This is a genomic window from Hymenobacter perfusus, from assembly GCF_003944765.1.
Classification (GTDB): domain Bacteria; phylum Bacteroidota; class Bacteroidia; order Cytophagales; family Hymenobacteraceae; genus Hymenobacter; species Hymenobacter perfusus.
In genome coordinates this window covers 437849-458637 of record NZ_RWIU01000004.1, presented here as the reverse complement: position 1 = coordinate 458637, position 20789 = coordinate 437849, and the positions used below count along the sequence as shown (strand labels likewise).

The following is a 20789-nucleotide window of genomic DNA, read 5'->3' as shown; positions in this document are numbered from 1 at the left end:
TGCCTATATTCCGTGTACGCCGCCCGATTTATGCGTCTGGATCAACGGCCTTCCGGGTGCCTCACTCTTTTTGCTGCCATGCCTGCCTCCTTCCCCACGTCCGTTGCCGAGTTTATTGAGTTCCACTACCGGCCTGAGCTGGGGATATTGACAGGGCGGTGGCTGCGGCCGGTTTCGGCCCGGGAGCTGCAACAGAGCTATGAGGCTCTGGCAGCAGCCCGCCCCACGCGGTACTGGCTGCTCGATTTGCACAGACGTGGCCCCGCCAGCGAAGATGACACCCACTGGGTGCTCACCGAGTTTGTGCCCGGCCTGGCGGCTAAGCTGGGAGGCCGCGTGTACCTAGCTTTTCTGGTAGCCGCCGGGCAACTCAGCCCCGAAGCGCAGGCAACCGGTTCCCCGATGGTGCTCGATGAAACAGCGCATGTACGTCTCTTCACCGAAGAAACTAGTGCCCTGGCCTGGCTCAACGGCCGCCAGCACCACGACAGCGCCTGATACTACGGGCGTAGTTCATTGCGTCTGGTTCATACCTCACCCCGTATCGTTTTCACATATGTTGCACACTTCCACTTTCCTTCGCTATGCCCTGCTGGGCGCACTACTGCTGGTGGCCGAAGCAACGACCCTCGCCCAGACTGTGCCCGCTGTTGCTGCTACCGCTCAGCTTAAGGACGGAGCCTTCCGGCGCGACGGCAAAATTTTCCGCCTGCAAGCCGGGCAAGCGTCGCCGCTTTCGGCCCCTTTACGCTTTTCCAACGGCCTCACCCTGCGGCCCGATGGCATTATGGTGGGCAGGAATGGGACGCGCCAGCTGCTGGAGAACGGCAAAGCCGTGAATATGCAGGGCGACGTAGTCATCTACCGCGACGATATGATGACGCCCGAGGCCATTTACCAACATGATGAGCAAACGACCGGTTCGGCAGGCACCACCACCGTCAGTATTCCAACGGCTACCAACCTGGCGGCCCTGGCCCCAATGCTGCAGAGCACTACTCAGCGGCTGGAGCAGCTGCGCCAGCTCAGCGTGCTGCTGAATGAGCGGGCCACTGCCGCGGCATCCGGCACCGCCCTCCCCCCCGAATCGGAGGCCCGCATTCAACAGCTCAGCCAACAGCTCCGGCCATAAACGCACGGTTCTTGCTTTGATAGTTCAGCACTGGCTGGTTTTTCCTCTTCTGGTAAAAACCAGCCTTTTTTGCCCTGTTTCCGACTTACCTGCAGCTGGGGAATAGCAATAGTATATCCTTGATTCAGGATGGCTATTATTTAATTTTTCGATTGCCCAAAAAAATTCTGGCATTTCCCGCGCTTACCCGTTGTGTTTCGTCCGGCGGTTCTCTACATTTGGTTTCAGCGAGTTCTTCATTCTTTCTTCACCCTGGGATTTCCCGGTAACTGCACTCTATGGCCTAAAGCTCTACGTCCCTTACTTCTCGTAGTCTTTATGGAAACCATGCAGCCGAGCGACTCCGCTCTCATCTCGCTTTATATTGCCGGCCAGGAAAATGCCTTCGCTCAATTGCTTGAGCGGCACAAAGCCCGCGTATTCACTACTATCATGCTCATTGTTCGCGACGAAGACGTGGCGGAAGATCTGTTGCAGGATACCTTCATCAAGGCCATTCATACTATGAAGAGCGGCCGCTACAATGAGGAAGGGAAATTTTCGTCTTGGATTTGCCGGATTGCGCACAATCTGGCCATTGACTGCTTCCGGCGCGAAAAACGCAGTCCTTTATTGAACCTTGATACAACAAGTCACGCGTTCAACTCGTTGTCGTTGGCAGAAGAGGGAGCCGAAGCTGCCATGACGCGGGATGAAACCCACGCCCGGCTTCGGGAACTGATTCAGGAGCTGCCCGCGGCGCAGAAAGAAGTCCTGATTATGCGCCATTACGGCGACATGAGCTTTCAGGAAATTGCCGACGCGACGGGGGTTAGCATTAATACTGCGCTGGGGCGGATGCGTTATGCGCTGATCAACCTGCGGAAAAAAATGGCCGCACAACCCGTTTTCTATGATCAAAACCTTTACCCACGAGACACTGCTTCGGTACGTGTACAACGAATTGCCAGCTAAGGAGCAGCAGCAGGTTGAAAACGCGTTGCTGCACGACGCCGAATTAGCCGCTTCCTGTGCCGACCTACTGCTGGCCCAGCGTGCCCTGAACAATTTGTCCAGAACGCCCAGCCAACGCACTACCGACTCCCTACTTCAATATTCCCGCACCTTTCTGCGAAAAGAATAGCCTGCTACAGTTACTTACGAGAGGAAACGCGCCGCGAAGCTACCTAGGATGGTAACTTCGCGGCGCGTCTTTTTGTGCTCTGCCAGCTTTATTGACTGCTTCACTTCTCTTAGCTATCCTCATGCGCAAGCCCGAACGGTTTCGTCATTTCCTGGAGTACTTCACTACGCATTTCCCCGAGCCGGAAACGGAACTGATTTACTCCAACCCCTATGAGCTGATTGTAGCTGTAGTGCTCAGCGCCCAGTGTACCGATAAGCGCGTAAACCAGGTAATGCCCGCGCTATTGGAGCATTTTCCTACGCCGGCCGAGCTGGCAGCGGCTTCGGTGGAGGACATTTTTCCGTTTATCCGTAGCGTATCGTACCCTAATAACAAGGCCAAGCATCTGGCGGGGCTGGGCCGCATGCTGGTGCAGGATTTTGGAGGCGAGGTTCCCAGCACGATTGAGGAGTTGCAGCGGCTACCCGGAGTGGGGCGCAAAACGGCCAACGTCGTCGTCTCGGTGATTTACAACCAGCCCGCCATGGCCGTGGACACCCATGTATTCCGGGTGTCGCACCGGCTGGGCCTCGTAAGCAAAACAGCCACCACGCCGCTGGCGGTGGAAAAAGATTTGTTACGCTACATTCCGGAAGCCCTGGTGCCCAAGGCGCACCACTGGCTGATTTTGCACGGCCGCTACATCTGCGTTGCCCGCTCACCCAAATGCGCGGTATGTCCGCTCACCAGCTGGTGCAAATACTACGCGGAAGTAGTAAACAAGCAGAGCACTACATCTACTAAGCTACCCATTAAAAGAACCCTAAAGCCCTCTGACAGCCACATTTAAAAACTAATAAGCACAACTTAGTATATAAGTGGTTATAGCAGGTTTATAAGTCCCCTGCTACAGATGGGCCGCTTCCAATATTTGCTGCACTGTTCTGCTTATCTGTTGGCGGTCGAATTCTGTCTTGGCTACTTGCCGGCCGCGCGCGCCAGCAGCGCGCAGTTCATCAGGTGCCTGAAACAGGTGAGCTAGTTTCTCCACTAAAGCACCAGCATCACTGGCGGGGGAATACCAGCCGCACTGTTGTTGCTCTACTAGGTGCTTCGTCCAGCCGGGGTTTGTGACGATAACCGGCGTACCTACGGCCAAGCTGTCGTAGAACTTGGCGGGTGAATTGGCATCCAATACCGGCAGGCCCAGAAAGGGAGCCACCGATATATCGGCCAACTTAAACCAGGTGAAAACTGCGTGGCGCGGCTGCGGCGGCACCACCCGGATGAATGGGTAGCTCACCGCAGCCTGTTCCAGCAGCCCGTTGTAGAACCCGTGCCCCATAAACAGCCACACCACCTCCGGGCACAGCGGAGCTAATTGAATAGCGGCATTTATCAGCAGCGGAATATCATTCGCCCGCCCAAAGGTGCCGGCGTACAGCACTACCCGGCGCCCTTGCAGCCTCCATTCCCGACGCAACTCCTCCACAGCCGCGTCCGTTGCCTGCGCCGCCAGGTCCAGATCAGTGCCGTTCAGTACGGTAGTAACCTTATCGGCGGGAATACCTGACTGCCGCACGTATTCGGTCATGTCGGGTGACAGAGGCAGGATATGCCGGGCCGCTTGGTAGAGGCTGCGCTCCAGGGCATACAGGCTGCGTTGCGCCAGCCGGTTGGGTACCGCGCCCATAGCAATTGGGAAGGAAGGCCACAGGTCCTGCACCTCAAACACCCACGGTACGCGCCGCCAGCGGGCCACCTGAGCGGCGGCCCACGCCGCCGTCAGGGGCGTACTGATACCCCAGATAACGTCGGGCTTGTCTATCCGCAGGCCTTCCCGCAGCGCATACGCCGCGTACTGCCCGAACGATAAAGCCCGCCGGGCCACCCCCATGCGGTTTTCATAGGGCACCTCAGCTGCCCGCATTTCCACTCCTTCCGGCACCCACGGGAATAACTGCGTCAGGCGCTGCCGCTCCCAGGTGCGGGTGGTAATGAGCGTGATACGATGCGTTTTAGCCAGTTGCGCCAGCAACGAATAATGCCGGCTGGTAGCAGGACAGTCGGGGTTGGTGTGATACTGGCTGAAAACGGCAATGTGCATCTACTGGTGCGTGCTGAATGCTGAGTTTTGACTAGTGAGCAGCTCGTTTCCTCACCAAAGCATGGTCCGTTGAGCCTCATTTTGCGCCTTAGCTCGCCTTGCCCCGGTTCACCTTGGGTCGGTAACGGGATGCGTTTAGGATGCGCTGGGCATTCTTCTCCGCCATCAGCTGCTTTAGCGTTACGGTGGGGTTTTCAGCCATGTACTTGCGCACAATCTGCCAGCCGATCCACGCTCCTACCCGGCCCGGGCAAGTCTTGTCGATTTCCGGAATGTTGGGCCGCTCCCCGATATATTTCTGAATAGTAAATGGGGCCGTGTTATAGAGCAGGTTTTTCTCGATAAAATGCGCCCATATTTTCCCTTCGTTAAAATGTACCCCGGCCATTTCCTGGTCGCTGTAGCCAATGATAAGCGAATCGGGCGTGCAGGGCAGGACTTTCTCCGCAAAGTAGAGCGACTTGCCAAACTGCACCATTTCCCCCAGCATGGTCTGGTTGGTGAGCTGCTTCTGGTTGTACTTGCTGCTGATAGCCAGCGCCACGGTAGGCACCAGATGCTCCTTGGTATAGCGCCGCTTGATGTACTCCGGCACGTTGGGCCGGTAGCTGGCTTTGGGTCCCACGAAAAAGTCGGTGCTAAGTACCAGCAGGCTGTCGTTCACGAACAAGTCCTGGCTCAGGCCGCTCACAAAGGTTTTGACGGGTGGCACCCGAAACGCCGGAAAGAAGTACCGGATGTGCTGGAACATGGGCCGTAGCTGTTGTTCCAGTTCAGCGGCTTTGAAAGTAGTATCAGCCTGGGCACCCAGTTGCTGGAGCTTTACGTTGGTGGCCAACCGCGTGAGCGTGGCCGACAATACCCCCGCCGGATACTGCCCGCTCTGCAGAAATTGTCGGGCAAAAAGCCCGTTGTCCCGCAAAAAGAGGTCAGCATCGGCCGTGGTTTTGATCTGAAAGAACGGTTTCTCCAGTCGCTCCAGGTTTACCGGGGCCGAAACTTTGGCTACTTCCGGATTCAGCTCACAGCTTTCCTGGCTGCGGCTACAGGCCAGCAGACCAGTGTTGGCGGCCAGTAAGGCCAGCAGGGTACGCAAACGGGCAGGAATATGCATCACGCTTCTATCTTTGGGGCGAAATTAGCCAAATCCCAACGGCCGAGTGCCGTGGCTTCGTGTTTCCTTGCATCGTAATTCCGTAGCTATCATGAAAAAAGCCCTGCTTGCCCTCTTCATTAGCGGCGTCACCATCAGTGCGGCCTCCGCACAGGTTGAAATCGGATTGAAAGTTTCCCCGTCGGTTACGCATCTGCGGGCCGATTCGCCCACTGCCTATGGCTTTCAAAACGAGAAATCCAAGCTCGGCATCGGGGGCGGTATCATCGTCGATTATTTTTTCGGCCAGAACTATGCTTTCAGCACCGGCCTGGAGCTGACGGGCAAAGGCGGCACCATCAGCTACTTTGATCCGGCCCGTAACGTGCGGGTGGAGCAGAAAGTAGGCCTGCAGTATTTGCAGGTGCCGCTCACGGTAAAGCTGTTCACCAACGACATTGCTACCGACACCAAGCTGTACTTCCAGCTGGGCGGCTCGCTCAACGCCGCCATTGCCGGCCGCATTGATGGAGAAAAGCGCTTCACCGACCCTGGATCCAACACGCCTAACGTCGAAACCAAAGCGTCCAAGTACGTTATCGTGCCGGATGCCGGTCTGCGGGCGGGTTTCGGCGTGGAGTATCAGTTGGGCCAGAGTACTAAAGTATTAGCCGGCCTGAGCTACCACCGGGGCCTGCTCAACATCGACAACTACTTCGGTGACGAGCGAGGATTCAAAGACGTGGAACTGAAGAATAGCGAGTTTGCGCTGGATCTGGGTATCAAGTTCTGAGCTGAGTTCGAAACGCTACCATAACGCCCCGCCCGCAGCTGCTTTCCAGCACTGCGAGCGGGGCGTTATGGTAGATGCCGGATAAATTCTGAAAGCACTTGCCTCTTACCGTTGTGCAACTTTAGCGGCGTCGGGATTGATGAGCAGGTTTGCTACCGGCTGGCGGTCCTGCAGCCACCGGAAGGTGCTGTACTGACCGGCATTCAGAATCCGTAGCAGCGCAGCGTCATATTTTATTACGGCTCGCTTGGATGTGGTATTTTTCTGCTGTTGCAGCTCCGTGAGCGTGGCGCGCCGTACCTCGCGGGCTTGCTTATCGGATAGCCGAAGTACGTCGGTGAGGTAGCAGGTCAGTTGCAGGGAACGAGCAGTGAGTGCCGCATCAGCGGCTACAAAGGCCGCGCGGCGGGGTGCCGGACGCAGGGCCGCCTGGGTGCTGCAGGCCAGCAGAAAAGACAGCAACAACGTGTAGAGGATTTTTTTCATGACGGCAGGTGCGGGAGAGAGTGGCAAGCATCTTCGGAATGAAAGACACCTCAAACCTACTTCCTATCCGGGCTCTTTTGGACCGGCAGTAGCCTAACGCAGTGTCCTACGTCCTGAACTGGAGTATTTTCTCTCCGAACGGTTTGCGCTATGCACCGCTTAACAGGGCTGCCCGGAACTTCGTGCAACCCAGAATCCGGGGGTATTCATCGAGTCAACGCTCTGGTTCAGCCAAATAGGTCGAACTCAGCCCGTCCCTGTGCCCTACCGCGCTTACCTTGCAGGCTGTACAGATAAGGGGCCCGTTGCTACTGCTGCCGAAAATTTTGCCCCGGCTTGTCAGGCTCTTTTCGCGTCTTTCTTGTTCTCCGCCCATGCCCGCACCTTTTGCCTGTGTTATCGTTGATGACAACGAAATCAACCGCCTGACGCTGGAGCATCTGGTGGAGCTTACGCCGGAGCTGGAACTGGTAGCCTCGCTGCCAGGCAGCCTGGAAACCCTCCAGTATTTCCGGGAAGGCGGCAACGCCGATTTGCTGCTGCTCGATATCGAAATGCCTCACCTGACCGGCCTGGAACTGGCGCGCCTGCTGCCCCAGCCGGCCCCGGCCATCATTATGGTCACCACCCACCGGGACTTTGCCGTGGATGCCTTTGAACTGCAGGTGGCCGACTATCTGGTAAAACCCGTAGACCTGCCCCGTTTCACGCAGGCCGTTACCCGGGTGCTGGACCGGCAGAAGCCCAAAACCGGCCCCGCCTCCGTTGCCTCCGTGGAGGCAAAAGGCTCCGAGCTGTTCATTAAAGTGGGCACGCGCATGCTCCGCCTCAATTTCGATGACGTGCTCTTTATCGAAGCCATGTCAACCTACTCTATTCTGGTCACGGGCACGCAAAAGCACATTGTGTACCTCACGCTCAAAGCCCTGGCCGACCGGCTGCCGTTCGCACACTTCGTGCGGGCTCACCGCAGCTACATCGTCAATACCCAGCGCATCGATGCCATCGAGGACAACATGCTGGCGCTGGGCAAATATGAAGTACCCGTGGGTAAATCGTACCAGGAGGCATTTTACAGCCAATTACGGGGACTGTAAAAAGCTACGTGCTGGCCGGCAGTTCCCGAGGCAGCTCATGTAACGCGCGCTTCACCTGGGCCACGAGGCGCGCTACGGCTTCGTGCAAAGGTCGGGCTACGGCTTCGTGCCCGGTTTCCAGTTGCTCCAACTGCTGCAGTGCCCCGGCCACTTCCCGCACGCCCAATGATTCTATCCCGGGCTTGATGTGATGCACCAGCGCGGCAACCTGCGGCCAGTCGCCGCTGGCGGCAGCGGCTTCCAGCTGGGCGATGCTGGCAGGTACATTGGCCAGAAAGGAACGGATGATTTTCCCCACAAATGTCTCCCGCCCGTGCGACAGGGCCCGGAGTTTGGTCAGGTCGTAGCTGAGCGTGGCAACGGCGGCCGTGTTGGACCCTTGCAGCAGGTTTTCGAGCTCCTGATACAATTCTGCTTCCTCAAAAGGCTTGGCCAGGCAGGCATTCATACCGGCCGCCAGGTAGCGCACATTATCGGCCCGGAAGGCATTGGCCGTAAGGGCCAGAATCGGGACGTTAGCCTGCCGGGCATCGGGCAGTTGCCGGATGATAGCCGTAGCATCCAGACCGCTCATACCCGGCATCTGAATGTCCATTAACACGGCGTCGTAGAGCTGCTGCTGATACATATCTACACCCTGCTGGCCATTTTCAGCCTCATCCACCACAACGCCCCATTCCTCCAGCAGCATACGGGCCACGTCGCGGTTAATCTGGTTGTCTTCCACAAGCAGCACGCGCCGGCCGAGTAACGCGCCGGTATTATAGGAAGCTATAGCCGGGGCTTCCACTAGGGCGGGCGTGCGCGGCAGGGCCAGCTGAAACCGGAACGTACTGCCCTTGCCCACTTCACTTTCCACAGCAAAGGTCCCGTTCAGCTGCTCCACAATGGCCCGCGAAATACTGAGTCCCAGTCCGGTTCCGCCGAAGTGCCGGGTTGTATCGGCATAGGCCTGGGTAAAGCCTTCAAATATTCGGACCTGTTGCGCCTCCGGGATACCGATACCCGTATCCGTCACGGAAAACTCTACCGTCAATGTTTCGGGCGTTGAGTTTACCTGGCGGCCTACTACATTGATGTGCCCGCCGCGCTCCGTAAACTTCACGGCATTGGCCATCAGGTTAATCAGAATCTGATTGATGCGGTACGGGTCGCCCAGCACCCATGGTAGCGGGCATGATTCCTTCAGCAAAGTACCCGAAACGGTAATTCCTTTCTCAATAGCCTGGTGCATGAGCGGCTGCAGAGCCTCACTCATTGAGTCGCAGAGGTTGAAGGCCGTTTGCTCGAACTCCAGCTTGCCCGACGTAATTTTGGCCATGTCCAGCACGTCATTGATAATGCTAAGCAAGTGCTGGCCGGAAGTCCGGATGATGCGCAGTAAATCCTGCTGCCGGGTATCGAGGCGGGTTTTGCCCAACTGAGCCGCCATGCCCAGTACTCCGTTCATCGGCGTCCGGATTTCATGGCTCATATTGGCCAGGAAGTTTTCCCGGGCCCGCACGGCAGCTTCAGCTTCATCCTTGGCGTGGTTCAGCTCCTGCTCCACCAGCATGCGCTTGGTAATGTTAACCAGGTATAGATTCGCGTAGCCTTCTTCAGGGAAAGGAGCCACAAATACCGCGTAAAAGCTGGTTCCTACCGGAATATCCACCTGCCAGGGAGTGTTCTGACTTAGTGCTGCCGCCGCTAGCCGCTGGACTTTCGCAAGCAGGCGGTTCTGGTCCTTCTCCTCCAGACCGGCGTGTAGCGCATTAGCGGCCGTATTGCTGTACAGCACCTGTCCGTCGGCATCGATGCGGAAGATAGGGTTTGGATTCTGCCCGGGAATACTGGCTACCGCCCGCAGCTGTTCCGTAGCCCGTTGATACTCCGTAGCATCACGCAACCGGATCAGGGTCCGGGCATCCAGCCCATCTACCTGCCGCACCGGCACAAAATCACGCTCCAGTACGCGGCCGTCCTGCAGTTCTACCAGTTCGTTGAACACCGGCTGGCCAGCTGACCGCAAAGCATGTATCCGATGTTCGAACACGGTACTATCTGCGGCCAGGGGCACCATCACAGCGGCCATTTCCTCCCATCTGCGGCCCAACCAGTGGTCGGCCGGTTCCTCTAGCTCCCACAGCTCACAAAACCGGTCATTAACCAGAGCAATCCGTCCAGTATGGTCGGTCAGCAAGATGCCTTCCTGCAGGTGGTTTACCAGTTGCCCCAAACGGGCTTCAATTGTGCGGGCCTCCTCTCTCACCTGGCGCAGTTCCTGCTCCAACTCCTTAATCCGCTCGTGCGCTTGCACCGCGGTTAGAAGACCAGGAGGTACCGGGAGTAACGAATCCATTGCAGAAGGGTAAGGTGCTACGTCGAAAGTACGTTTAACCTCGCCGAACGGCTGGCATTTCTGGCTGAATGAACCGTTTTGCTATCCTAATATCCGCTTCCAATGGCTGAAAGGCCAGAGAGCCACCTTCTCCCGGCAATGGCCTGGCAGGGCAACAAAAAGCCCACCTTGCATCCAGCAAAGCGGGCTTTTCTTCTATCAGGAGGAGTTTTCTCGCAGAAAAAATCCGTCAGTCAATTATTTCCAGTTCCCGGTCCTGCAACCGGCTCATGGCCGCCGCGGCCGAGTGCAGCTCGATTTCCTCGCCGTGCTCGTCCTCAATGCGGTACTCGGTGAGGCCCAGACTGGTGTCCTTCATCACCTTTACCCACTTGTAATACTTCAGGTACCATTTCATCTGCCGACTCACCAACCCTTTGGTGTAGTAGGCGTGCAGGAAAGGATGCACCGAAAGCGTAATACCCGACTGGTTTTGAGCTACCAGCAGGTCATCAATGCTGTTGTCGATTTCGTCCGTCACGAGGATGGAAGCCGAAATCTTGCCCGTACCGCCGCAGGTGGGGCACACCTCGCCGGTTACAATGGCTTCGGCCGGCCGCACGCGCTGCCGGGTAATCTGAAGCAGGCCAAACTTGGTGATGGGCAGGATAGTGTACCGGGCTTTATCATGTTTCATGATGCTATGCACGGTATCCTCCACCTTCTTGCGGCTCTCGCCCGACTTCATATCAATGAAATCGACGACGATGATGCCGCCCATGTCGCGCAGCCGGAGCTGGCGGGCTACTTCTTTGGCGGCCGCGAGGTTCACGTGCAGGGCCGTGGCCTCCTGGTCGCCTTCCTGGTTGCTCTTGTTACCGGAGTTTACGTCGATAACGTGCAGAGCTTCCGTGTGTTCGATGACGAGGTAACCGCCGCTGGGCACCGTCACGGTTTTGCCAAACAGCGTTTTCAGCTGCTTCTCAATGCCGTGCTGCTCAAAGACTTTCACCTTGCCGGTGTGCAGCTTCAGGAGCCCCAGCTTGTCGGGCGCAATCTGCTGCAAATAGCTGCGCATTTCCTCATACATCGGCGCCGAGTCCACGGTAATGGCATCGAACGACTCGTTGAGCATGTCGCGCAGCATGGAGGAGGTGCGGCCCAGCTCGCCCAGAATCTTATCGTTGGGTTTCCCCGCCTTCAGGTTCAGGAACAGCGTGTTCCACTTCTCCACCATATTCTGCATATCCCGGTCGAGCTCAGCCACCTCGCGACCCTCGGCCACGGTGCGGATGATTACGCCAAAATTGTCGGGCTTGATAGAAGCAATAAGCCGCTTAAGCCGCTCCCGCTCCGTCTTGCTGACAATCTTCTTGGATACGCTGATGGTGTTGGAAAACGGCACCAGCACCAGGTAGCGGCCGGCCATGGAAATATCCATGGACAAGCGCGGCCCCTTGGTAGAAATCGGCTCCTTGATGATTTGCACCAGCAGCTGCTGGCCCTTCTTCAAGGCATTGTCGATTTTGCCGACTTTGTCGAGCGTCCCGTCAAACTCGAAAGTTTTCAGGGGGCCGACGGGTATTTTCTGCGATTGGACGCCTTTGCCCCACTTCACTAGGGAAGGAAAATTCTCCCCCAGGTCGCCGTAGTGCAGAAAGGCATCTTTTTGGTACCCGATGTCAATGAACGCGGCGTTCAGACCGGGCATAACTTTCTTGACCGTACCCAGGAAAATGTCACCAACCGAGTAGGCAGTGTCGTTGCGGTCGAAATGATATTCGATGAGCCGCTTGTCCTGTAGCAGGGCAATCCGTTCTCCGTCCTGAGTAGAATTAATGATTAATTCGTTACTCAATGGATTAAGCGGTTAGAATGGCTGCTGCTAAGAATATACCTGCCGCTGCCCCCGAAACCCGTAAAGGGAAGCCAGCGCGCAAGGCACCGGCTTCCCTTCCAAGCCACGGGGAAAGCAAACTTATGGCCACTCTCAGAGAACCTAAGTGAAAGATAGACGAAGCCGTTTTCTACTGAAAAAAGTCCGCCAGCAAACCCCGGGAGGGCTTACTTCTTCTTGTGACGGTTCTTGCGCAGACGCTTCTTCCGCTTGTGAGTGGCAATCTTATGACGCTTTCTCTTTTTACCGCAGGGCATGTTGATGTGGGTTAAGGTGAGGTTTTGTTTTTCGTTACTTGTCTTTTGTTGTTCGTCCGGCCGTTTGTGCAGACCCGAAGAGGTCCGAAAAACGAGCGTTGAACAACTAAAAACGCACTATTGCAGCTTTTTCAGCTCTTCATCCACCGAGGCGGCCAAGGCCGGATCAGGGCTGATGCTTTTGGCTTTCAGAAAGGCTTTTTTGGCTTCTTCCTTCGCGCCGTTTTTCGCTAACGTGACGCCAAGATAAAACTGTCCGTTGACGTTTTCCGGGTTTACTTTCGCTAACTCCTGAAAACGTTCGGCGGCTTTATCAAACTGTCCGCTCTGAATAGCCAGTAAACCAAGGTTATACAGGGCTTTTTCGTTGCGCGGATCAGCCGTCAGAACTTCCCGAATAAGCGTAATGCCCTGCACCGGATTGGCACTTGACATATAGGCCATTCCTAAATTGGTCTTGGCATCGAGGTTGTCCGGGTTGTTTTTCAACACCTTTTCGTACAGCTCCATACACTTGGCCCCGAGCAGTTTCTGACGCTCCTCTGTAGTAGCAAAGCTGTACGCTTCGAAGTACTCGTCGGCGGCACGCTTCCAGGTTTGCTCACCGGGGCGGGCAATGGCTACCTGCTCCAAGTAGTAACCGGCACTATCAAACCGCTCCACGGCCTTATACTTCTCGGCCAGCTGCTGCGCCAAGCGCAGTTTAGCTGTCTGGTCAGCTTCGGCAGTAAACCTGCCCACCAACGCGCTTATTTCGCGACGCTGAGCGGCAGGCATAGTCATGTGGGGCTGTTCGGCAGTACCGCCTTCGTCGTGACTGCCGGCCGGGTGGCCGTGCTCGTCGAGGCCACTACCGGCCGTGGAAGGCGCAGCGGCTCCGTTGTCGCGGTTAGCAGTACGGGCCGCGTTTTGCGCCAAAGTGCCTTTGCCTTCCTTCGGCTTCACAATTACCTTCGGCAACAAAAACAAACCGGCCACCAGCGCAAACGCCAGGGCCAGCACAAGTACTTGATGCTTGGAAGAAGAAGTGGTAGTTGCCATCAGCACGAAAAAAAAGCCGGCCGCCGAGGTTCCAAAAGGGAATTCCCGGCGGCACAGCCGGCAATATTACAACAATGGGTGCTTAGGCAGCCAGTTCTTTGATTTTCTTGCTGTTTTTGATCTTCCCGATGAAGGTCTTCGACGGCTTGAAGCTGGGGATGAAATGCTCGTCGATGATAATCGACGTGTTTTTCGAGATGTTGCGGGCTACTTTTTTAGCGCGCTTCTTGTTTACGAAAGAGCCAAAGCCACGCACGTAGATGTTGTTGCCATCTGCCATGGAGTCCTTCACGACTTTGAAGAAGGCTTCTACGGTAGCCGAAACGTCTGCTTTCTCGATGCCGGTCTTGTCGGCAATTTCGGCAATTACTTCTGCTTTAGTCACGCTGGTAAGTGTACTGGGAGTGAAAAATATTCTGTTCGGCAAAATCATGCCATCCTTAAAACGTAAGCACTTGCCCGGTAAGAGTTTGCCTACGTTTTAAGGGGCACAAAGGTAGTCCCCTTTTTTGGTTTTACAAACCGTTTTCCTGCAATCCACTTTAACCTCTGCGTTGCATCCAACTTATTCTTTCTCAAAGCCTTGCCTTCTCCCTTAACAACCGCTCCTCCTTCCTGGTTTGCCGCCGCCCTGCTGAATTGGTACCCGCGTCACCGCCGCGACCTTCCCTGGCGGCACACCCGCGACCCGTACGCCATCTGGTTATCGGAGGTGATTTTGCAGCAGACCCGGGTGAAACAGGGCCTCCCCTACTACCTAGATTTCGTCACGACTTACCCCACTGTGCAGGATCTGGCCGCTGCCCCGCAGGATGAGGTACTGCGCCATTGGCAGGGCTTGGGCTATTACTCCCGGGCCCGCAACATGCACCACACGGCCCAGCAAGTAGTGCAGGAGTACGGTGGGCAGTTCCCCGGCTCGTATCATGAGTTGCTGAAGCTGCGCGGCGTAGGTCAGTACACGGCCGCCGCTATTGCCTCCTTCGCCTACGATGAACAGGTGGCCGTGCTCGATGGCAACGTGTTCCGGGTGCTGGCGCGGGTATTCGGCCTCACCCAGGATATTGCCGCCCCGGCTAGCCGCAAGGCATTCCAGCAACTGGCCGATACGCTGATTCCGGCCGACCAGCCGGCCGAGTTCAACCAAGCCATTATGGAGTTTGGGGCCATCCAATGCACCCCAGCCAAGCCCGACTGCTTGTTCTGCCCGCTGCAGCAGCAGTGCTTTGCTTTCCAGCATGGCATGGTGCAGGAGTTGCCGGTAAAAAGCAAGGCCAAGGCCGCCCGCACCCGCTACTTCCACTACTTGGTGCTGCGTCACGCCGACACAGTATATCTGCGCAAGCGCGGCCCCAAGGATATCTGGGAGGGCCTCTACGACTTCGCGCTGCACGAAACCGAATCGGCGGAGCTGCAGGCGGTGGCCGTGGTGGAGGTGGTGGAAAGCCTGGGGGGCCGGGTGGCTACCGACCGGGTTGAGGAGCCGACGGCCGCGCTACGGCATGTGCTGAGCCACCAGAAGGTGGAGGCGAAGTTTCATGCGGTCTGGCTGGAAACGCCGCTGCCCACCGCTACATTGGCAGCAACTGGCCTGGCTGCGTACCGGGCCGCCGAAATTGAGGAACTGCCGAAATCGATTCTTATTACCAATTACATTAGTAATTCAGGGATTTAATCACCTAATTATATTGGCATATAATTTTACTTTCCCTATCTTTATACAACAGTACTCAGCTCTTATTTCTTTACTTTCAACTACTTCTCTTCAAACCGTATGGCAAGCGTAAACAAAGTCATTTTGATTGGTCATTTGGGCAAAGACCCGGAGGTGCGGCATCTGGAAGGCGGCAACTCGGTAGCCAACTTCACCATGGCTACCAACGAGTATTATAAAGACAAGCAGGGAAACCGCGTGGAGCGGACCGAGTGGCACACCGTGGCCGCCTGGCGCGGTCTAGCCGAACTAGCCGAGAAGTACCTGCGTAAGGGGCAGCAGGTGTACGTGGAGGGCCGCATCCGCACCCGCCAGTACCAGGACAAAGACAACCAGACGCGTTACGTGACCGAAATTGTAGCCGAGGAAATTTCTTTGCTCGGGGGCCGCCCTCACACCGAAGGCCAACCTGCCGCATCATCGGCAGCAGCTGAAGCGCCTACCACTTTCCGGCAGGAACCGGAGCTGGATCAGTTACCGTTTTAACCGGTTGCTTTCTTCAGGCAGAAACCCCGTCGGGACTTCGTGTTCCGGCGGGGTTTTGCTTGGGCATATTTTTCCGGCGGGGCCGGAACACGGGCGGGCGAAGCGTTGGTTTCCTGGTTACCTTTACTGCTTCCTCCGTCCCGCTTCTGCATGGTCGTTTCCTCCTTTTCGCGTGCCGCTGGTACGGTTTGTACGTTGTTGTTGCTGGCCGCCGGCTGCACTTCCGCGCCCGATTTCACCCCCAAGCCCAAGGGCTACAACCGCATCGATTTGCCGCCGCACGCTTACCAGCAGCTGGCGCCCGGCCGGCCGTACACGTTCGAGTACTCGCGCTACGCCAAAATCCTGCGCGACTCCTCCTATCTGGCCCAGCCGAATTGGATTAATGTGTATTACCCGCAGCTGAAGGCCAACGTACAGATTACCTACGCCGACCTGAAGGGCCGGCCGCAGCTGTACAGCAAGCTGCTGGAAGATGCCCGCAAGCTCACCAGCAAGCACGAAATCAAGGCCACGGCTATTGATGAAACCATGCTCAAAACGCCCCACGGCCAGCGCGTGGCGGTGTTTGAGTTGCAGGGTGAGGTTCCCAGCCAGTTTCAATTCTACACCACCGACAGCACCCGCCACTTCTTCCGGGGCGCGCTCTACTTCCGTACCGCCACCGCCAACGACTCGCTGGCCCCGGTGATTGAGTATGTGAAGCAGGACGTGGTGCGCCTGCTGAATACGCTGCAATACAAGTAACTGTCAAATTGTTGAACTGGTGAACGGCTGCTTGTCTACCCGGTAGAGGGCGAAAGCCATTGAGCCGTTCAGCAATCCAGCCATTTTCCCTTGAGCAACTTCTTTCAGACCAAACTTGAGTATCTGCGGGGCGTGGGCCTGCAACGGGCGCAGCTGCTGCAAAAGGAGCTGAACCTGTTCACCTACGGCGACCTGATCCAGCGCTACCCGTTCCGCTACCTCGACCGCACCCAGTTCTACAATATCTGCGACCTGCACGACGACCTGCCGTTTGTGCAGGTGAAGGGCATTCTGCGCAACCGCGAAGTGGTTGGCGAAGGCCCCAAGAAGCGCATGGTAGCTAAGGTAGCCGATGCCAGCGGGGAGCTGGAGCTCGTGTGGTTCAAGGGCGTGAACTACCTAGAAAAGGTGATTAAAAACCACCAGGAGTACATCGTGTTCGGCAAACCCACGATGTTCAACGGCCGGCCCCAGATGGCCCACCCCGAGATGGAAGAGGTGACCGAGCAGAAAGTCGGTCAGAGCTACCTGCAGCCGGTGTACAACACCTCCGAGAAGCTCAAGAACTACCATCGCGTCGATAGTAAGGCCATCATGCGCATGGTGGCCGATCTGCTGAAGATTGCTCTGCCCCACGTGCGGGAAACCCTGTCGCCGGCGCTGGTGCAGCAGTACGCGCTGATGGACAAGGCCACAGCCATTCAGCAGATTCACTTTCCACAGAGCACCGAACTGCTCCAGACAGCCCGCTTCCGGCTTAAGTTTGAGGAGCTGTTTTACGTGCAGCTCAAGCTGCTGCGCCAGCGCGACCAGCGCAAAGTCACGCTGGCCGGCCAGATTTTCAAGGAGGTACCCACGCTGGTGCACTTCTACAAAAACGTGCTGCCGTTTGACCTAACCGGGGCCCAGAAGCGCGTAATCCACGACATCTATAAGGATTTTTGCGCGGGCCAGCAGATGAACCGGCTCCTACAGGGCGACGTGGGCTCGGGCAAAACCATCGTGGCCTTCATCAGCATGCTCATGGCCGCCGACAACGGGGCGCAAAGCTGCCTGATGGCCCCTACCGAAATTCTGGCCGACCAGCACTACGTGGGCCTGAAGGGCTTTGCCGACCTACTGGGGCTGAAAATCGGGAAGCTCACGGGAAGCAGCCGCACCGCCGAACGGCGCGTGCTGCACGAGCAGCTGCGCTCCGGCGAGCTGCACATGCTGGTGGGCACCCACGCGTTACTCGAAGATGTGGTGCAGTTTAAGAACCTAGGCCTCACCATCATGGACGAGCAGCACCGCTTCGGGGTGGCGCAGCGCTCCAAGCTCTGGCAGAAAAATCCCCACGTAATTCCGCACGTGCTGGTGATGACGGCCACGCCCATTCCGCGCACGCTGGCCATGACGCTCTACGGTGACCTGGACGTGTCGGTGATTGACGAGCTGCCGGCCGGCCGCAAGCCCATCGTCACGGTCCACCGCTTCGACAGCAACCGCCTCAAGGTATTCGGCTTCCTGCGCGACCAGATCCGGCTGGGCCGGCAGGTGTACATTGTGTACCCGCTCATCGAGGAAAGCGAGATGATGGCCGACTACAAGGACCTCATGGACGGCTACGAAAGCGTGGCCCGCGCCTTCCCCGAGTTCCAGATCAGCATCGTGCACGGCCGCATGAGCGCGGCCGAAAAGGACGCCGAGATGCAGCGGTTCGTGAAAAATGAAACCCAGATTATGGTGGCCACCACCGTTATTGAGGTGGGCGTAAACGTGCCTAATGCCTCCGTCATGGTGATTGAAAGCACCGAGCGGTTCGGCCTCTCACAGCTGCACCAACTGCGCGGCCGCGTGGGCCGGGGTGCCGACCAGAGCTACTGCATTCTGATGAGCGGCTACAAGCTCAGCAAGGACTCGCGCACCCGCATCGAAACGATGGTGCGCACCAACAACGGCTTCGAAATTGCCGACATCGACCTGAAGCTGCGCGGCCCCGGCGACCTGATGGGCACCCAGCAAAGCGGCGTCCTCGACCTGCTGATTGCCGATCTGGCCAAGGACGGCCGCATTCTGAGTGAGAGCCGGGCCGCCGCCCAGGCCATCTTGGCCGAAGACCCTGATCTGGTGAAGCATGAAAACCAGGCCATTCGCCGCCACATCGAGAGCCTGCCCGCTACGGCCGTGAACTGGAGCCGCATCAGTTAAGCTCCTCTATAAATCCTGTACGCAAACAACGGCCCGGTCCCGAACTACTATAGTTGGGGCCGGGCCGTTGTGCGAAAACAGCAGGCATAAAAAAGGCGACTTCCGAAAAAAGTCGCCTGATACGAAGGTTATTCCAGGTTGCTAACTGTTACGACGGTTGGGGCGGTAGATTGCCAGAACCGCGACCCACCACCCTCAATCTTTCGCTTGACAGCGGTAGACGTTTGGAAAAACGAGGCGTTTCGTGCGGGAAATTGCACAGAATTCTTGCTGGTTGTAGCTACTGAACTAGTAGCTTGCTGATTGATCTTACCTATCACTACAAGCGAAAGCATAAGAGAGAAACGTAGTAAAGACTTCATAGGGTACTGCCGGTTTATGAGGCTCCGGCCGTTTTGCAAATTTCAGACCGGAAAGCCTGTAATCCTAGAAACGACTGAAACAAATACAAGAAAAACAGGAAAAAAGCCTTTACCACGACCTAAGACTTATTTTCTGTGGGATAAGAAAACAGAACTATGAATATACAGAATTTACACTTTTTTATATTCACAATCTATTTCGCCTATTCCCTCAGAATATGGATGCTTTTATTGTTTAGCTTATCAACCAAACGATACCACCTTCATTTACAGACTAATAGACTGTAAAACACAGGGGCTTGTTCTGTGATAGGCTTAACATTGTCGTGGCAAAGCGGGGAGTGTACGAAGTGCAGCCGAAGTTGGATACCTTTGGAGAGTACATTTTTATGATTTGAGCCTGCTCATTCACCTAACTGTCTTTGTCTGTGCGTTTTCCTTTATTGTTCGCGTCTGGTTTCGGCTTGGCTACCCTCCTGCTGGCCCCGGCATCGACAGTAGCCCAACGGGTTAAATCGGCTGCTTTCAGCTACTTACCGGAGCAAACTGATGACCGGTACAACCAACGGGTTGGCAGCAAAACATTGACCTTACCCACCGGCGGTTTCGTGATTCTGGCTCACAAGTCGGCTACAGAATATGCGGTGGAGCGTTATGATGCCGACTTAAAGCGGCTGTGGAGTACGGCTCTCCCTCTAGCCGCTGGTGAAGCCATTGACGGATTCAACCGTAGCACCAGCCAGATTACTGTATTGGTTCACCAAGCCACCGGAGCAGCCCAACAGTTAGGAGGTTACACTTTGGATATAGCTAGTGGCCAAAAAACTCCGGTTAAAAAGCTCATCGAAGTTGGTACGCGTGACCGGCGGCCCGGCGCGTCTTTTTCTCCCGACGGCACCAAGCTGGTGGTGTGGCGCTACCTCACGCAAGGCGCGCAGATCAAGGCCATAAGCGCCAGCATCTACGACGAGAAGCTCACCAAAGTCAAGGACCGCACCTATGATTTTCATGACCAGGGCGGCTTTTTCTCCAGCACTGTACACGTAGGCAACGACGGCTCCCAGCTGGTAACGCTGGTAGGTGACGAGATGAAAAAGCTCACCGTGCGCCGTTACCGCAACGACTCGCCTGAGGTGAAGGTGATGTCGGTATCGGTAGGCGGTACGTTTGGGGGTAAAGTGGTAAACGTGTTTGATACCCGCTTTCGGCTGCTGGCCGATAACACGCTGTACGCCGCCGCCATCTGCAACGAGCGGGAAACCGGCCTCTACCACAGCCTGAAGGTGGTGAAGTTCGACTTCTCGGCCGAGGGCGACATGAAGTTCGCGCCCGAGTTCAAGTTCACGCCCGAGTACCTAGCCGAAGTCAACAAAGCCAACGGCAGCGCCGCCAAGCGCCTCGAAGATATGTATCTCACCGACCTGCTGCTCACCGACGACAAGCAGCTGGTGGTAGTGGCCGAGAAAAAATACGAGGAAGGTGGCGACGACTCGCCCGGCCACACCCGCGAGCTGCACCTGTTCGGCTACAACGAGTTCCAGTCGCCCACCTGGCACAGCATCATCGGCAAGGACCAGGTAGCGCCGGCTACCGAGGGCTACAGCAGCATTGGCTACCGGGCCGCCGTATTCGGGCCCGAGGTGCAGGTGGTGACTTGGGAGAAGCTCAAGAACAAGTCGGACCTGTACCTGCGCCGCCTGAACGTGCAGACGGGCGTGGTATCGGAGCCGAAAGGCCTGGGCCTGAACGTGGCCTCGGACCAGAACCCTTCTTACGTCAAGGATTTCACCGGCTGGCTGGATGCCAAAACGCTCATCGGTGTAAGCCGCCCCAGCAAAAAATCAGCGGCCCTGATGCTGAACAAGATTGTGGTGAAGTAAATCACAGATGTTATAGATGGCCCTGATGCCGCAGATCTGTTCTGACGCATCTGTCCTGATATACCTGTTTTAACGCAAAGAG

General features: G+C 56.6%; 18 protein-coding genes. 11 read left to right on the top strand and 7 right to left on the bottom strand.

All coding sequences use genetic code 11. The features are described 5' to 3' along the window. The first annotated feature begins 78 nt into the window (after positions 1-78). From EI293_RS14290 to nth, 4 genes are all read left to right on the top strand, one after another. The gene (locus EI293_RS14290; RefSeq protein WP_125438969.1) at positions 79-498 is read left to right on the top strand and encodes a hypothetical protein; all 420 of its coding nucleotides are present in this window, start codon (positions 79-81) and stop codon (positions 496-498) included. A gap of 58 nt (positions 499-556) precedes the next feature. Then, entirely contained in the window at positions 557-1132 is a 576-nt protein-coding gene (locus EI293_RS14285; protein ID WP_125438967.1) for a DUF6799 domain-containing protein, read from the top strand. Between the two features lie 318 nt (positions 1133-1450). After that, complete coding sequence (locus EI293_RS14280; RefSeq protein ID WP_125438965.1) at positions 1451-2086, top strand: RNA polymerase sigma factor; 636 nt, start codon at positions 1451-1453, stop codon at positions 2084-2086. Positions 2087-2376: 290 nt separating this feature from the next. After that, positions 2377-3087: an endonuclease III gene (gene nth / locus EI293_RS14270; RefSeq protein ID WP_125438963.1), complete on the top strand. Its 711-nt coding sequence runs from the start codon at positions 2377-2379 to the stop codon at positions 3085-3087. Between the two features lie 57 nt (positions 3088-3144). Here the strand turns inward: nth and EI293_RS14265 are convergent, their stop codons facing one another. Both EI293_RS14265 and gldB read right to left on the bottom strand, forming a co-directional pair. Continuing rightward, the gene (locus EI293_RS14265) at positions 3145-4344 is read right to left on the bottom strand and encodes a glycosyltransferase family 4 protein (RefSeq protein ID WP_125438961.1); all 1200 of its coding nucleotides are present in this window, start codon (positions 4342-4344) and stop codon (positions 3145-3147) included. Between the two features lie 88 nt (positions 4345-4432). Then, complete coding sequence (gene gldB, locus EI293_RS14260) at positions 4433-5440, bottom strand: gliding motility lipoprotein GldB (protein WP_246010651.1); 1008 nt, start codon at positions 5438-5440, stop codon at positions 4433-4435. 109 nt (positions 5441-5549) lie between these two features. Between gldB and EI293_RS14255 the strand changes: the two genes are divergently transcribed. After that, positions 5550-6230, top strand: coding sequence for a porin family protein (locus EI293_RS14255; RefSeq protein WP_125438959.1), 681 nt, complete (start codon positions 5550-5552; stop codon positions 6228-6230). Between the two features lie 105 nt (positions 6231-6335). On the opposite strand, the gene EI293_RS14250 is transcribed toward EI293_RS14255, so the two are convergent. Beyond that, positions 6336-6716, bottom strand: a complete 381-nt coding sequence (locus tag EI293_RS14250) for a hypothetical protein (RefSeq protein WP_125438957.1) — start codon at positions 6714-6716, stop codon at positions 6336-6338. 374 nt (positions 6717-7090) lie between these two features. Here EI293_RS14250 and EI293_RS14245 point away from each other — a divergent pair, with 374 nt between their 5' ends. Further along, positions 7091-7813, top strand: coding sequence for a LytR/AlgR family response regulator transcription factor (locus EI293_RS14245; protein ID WP_125438956.1), 723 nt, complete (start codon positions 7091-7093; stop codon positions 7811-7813). 4 nt (positions 7814-7817) lie between these two features. Here EI293_RS14245 and EI293_RS14240 read toward each other — a convergent pair whose 3' ends face one another. The 4 genes from EI293_RS14240 to EI293_RS14225 form a co-directional block, all read right to left on the bottom strand. Further along, positions 7818-10154, bottom strand: coding sequence for an ATP-binding protein (locus EI293_RS14240; protein WP_125438954.1), 2337 nt, complete (start codon positions 10152-10154; stop codon positions 7818-7820). Between the two features lie 229 nt (positions 10155-10383). Continuing rightward, a complete protein-coding gene (locus tag EI293_RS14235) occupies positions 10384-11991 on the bottom strand; it encodes an Rne/Rng family ribonuclease (protein ID WP_125438952.1) in 1608 nt (535 codons plus the stop codon). Positions 11992-12404: 413 nt separating this feature from the next. Further along, entirely contained in the window at positions 12405-13328 is a 924-nt protein-coding gene (locus tag EI293_RS14230) for a tetratricopeptide repeat protein (RefSeq protein ID WP_246010649.1), read from the bottom strand. 82 nt (positions 13329-13410) lie between these two features. After that, positions 13411-13713, bottom strand: a complete 303-nt coding sequence (locus tag EI293_RS14225; protein WP_044000827.1) for an HU family DNA-binding protein — start codon at positions 13711-13713, stop codon at positions 13411-13413. 198 nt (positions 13714-13911) lie between these two features. On the opposite strand from EI293_RS14225, the gene mutY reads away from it, so the two are divergent. From mutY to EI293_RS14200, 5 genes are all read left to right on the top strand, one after another. Further along, complete coding sequence (gene mutY, locus EI293_RS14220; protein WP_125438950.1) at positions 13912-15003, top strand: A/G-specific adenine glycosylase; 1092 nt, start codon at positions 13912-13914, stop codon at positions 15001-15003. Positions 15004-15102: 99 nt separating this feature from the next. Further along, positions 15103-15528 (top strand): single-stranded DNA-binding protein, encoded by a 426-nt coding sequence (locus EI293_RS14215; RefSeq protein WP_125438948.1) that lies wholly within the window; start codon positions 15103-15105, stop codon positions 15526-15528. Between the two features lie 150 nt (positions 15529-15678). Further along, entirely contained in the window at positions 15679-16275 is a 597-nt protein-coding gene (gene gldD / locus EI293_RS14210) for a gliding motility lipoprotein GldD (protein WP_125438946.1), read from the top strand. Between the two features lie 90 nt (positions 16276-16365). Then, complete coding sequence (gene recG, locus EI293_RS14205; protein ID WP_125438944.1) at positions 16366-18465, top strand: ATP-dependent DNA helicase RecG; 2100 nt, start codon at positions 16366-16368, stop codon at positions 18463-18465. Positions 18466-19255: 790 nt separating this feature from the next. Beyond that, entirely contained in the window at positions 19256-20707 is a 1452-nt protein-coding gene (locus EI293_RS14200) for a hypothetical protein (protein ID WP_125438942.1), read from the top strand. Positions 20708-20789 lie beyond the last annotated feature (82 nt).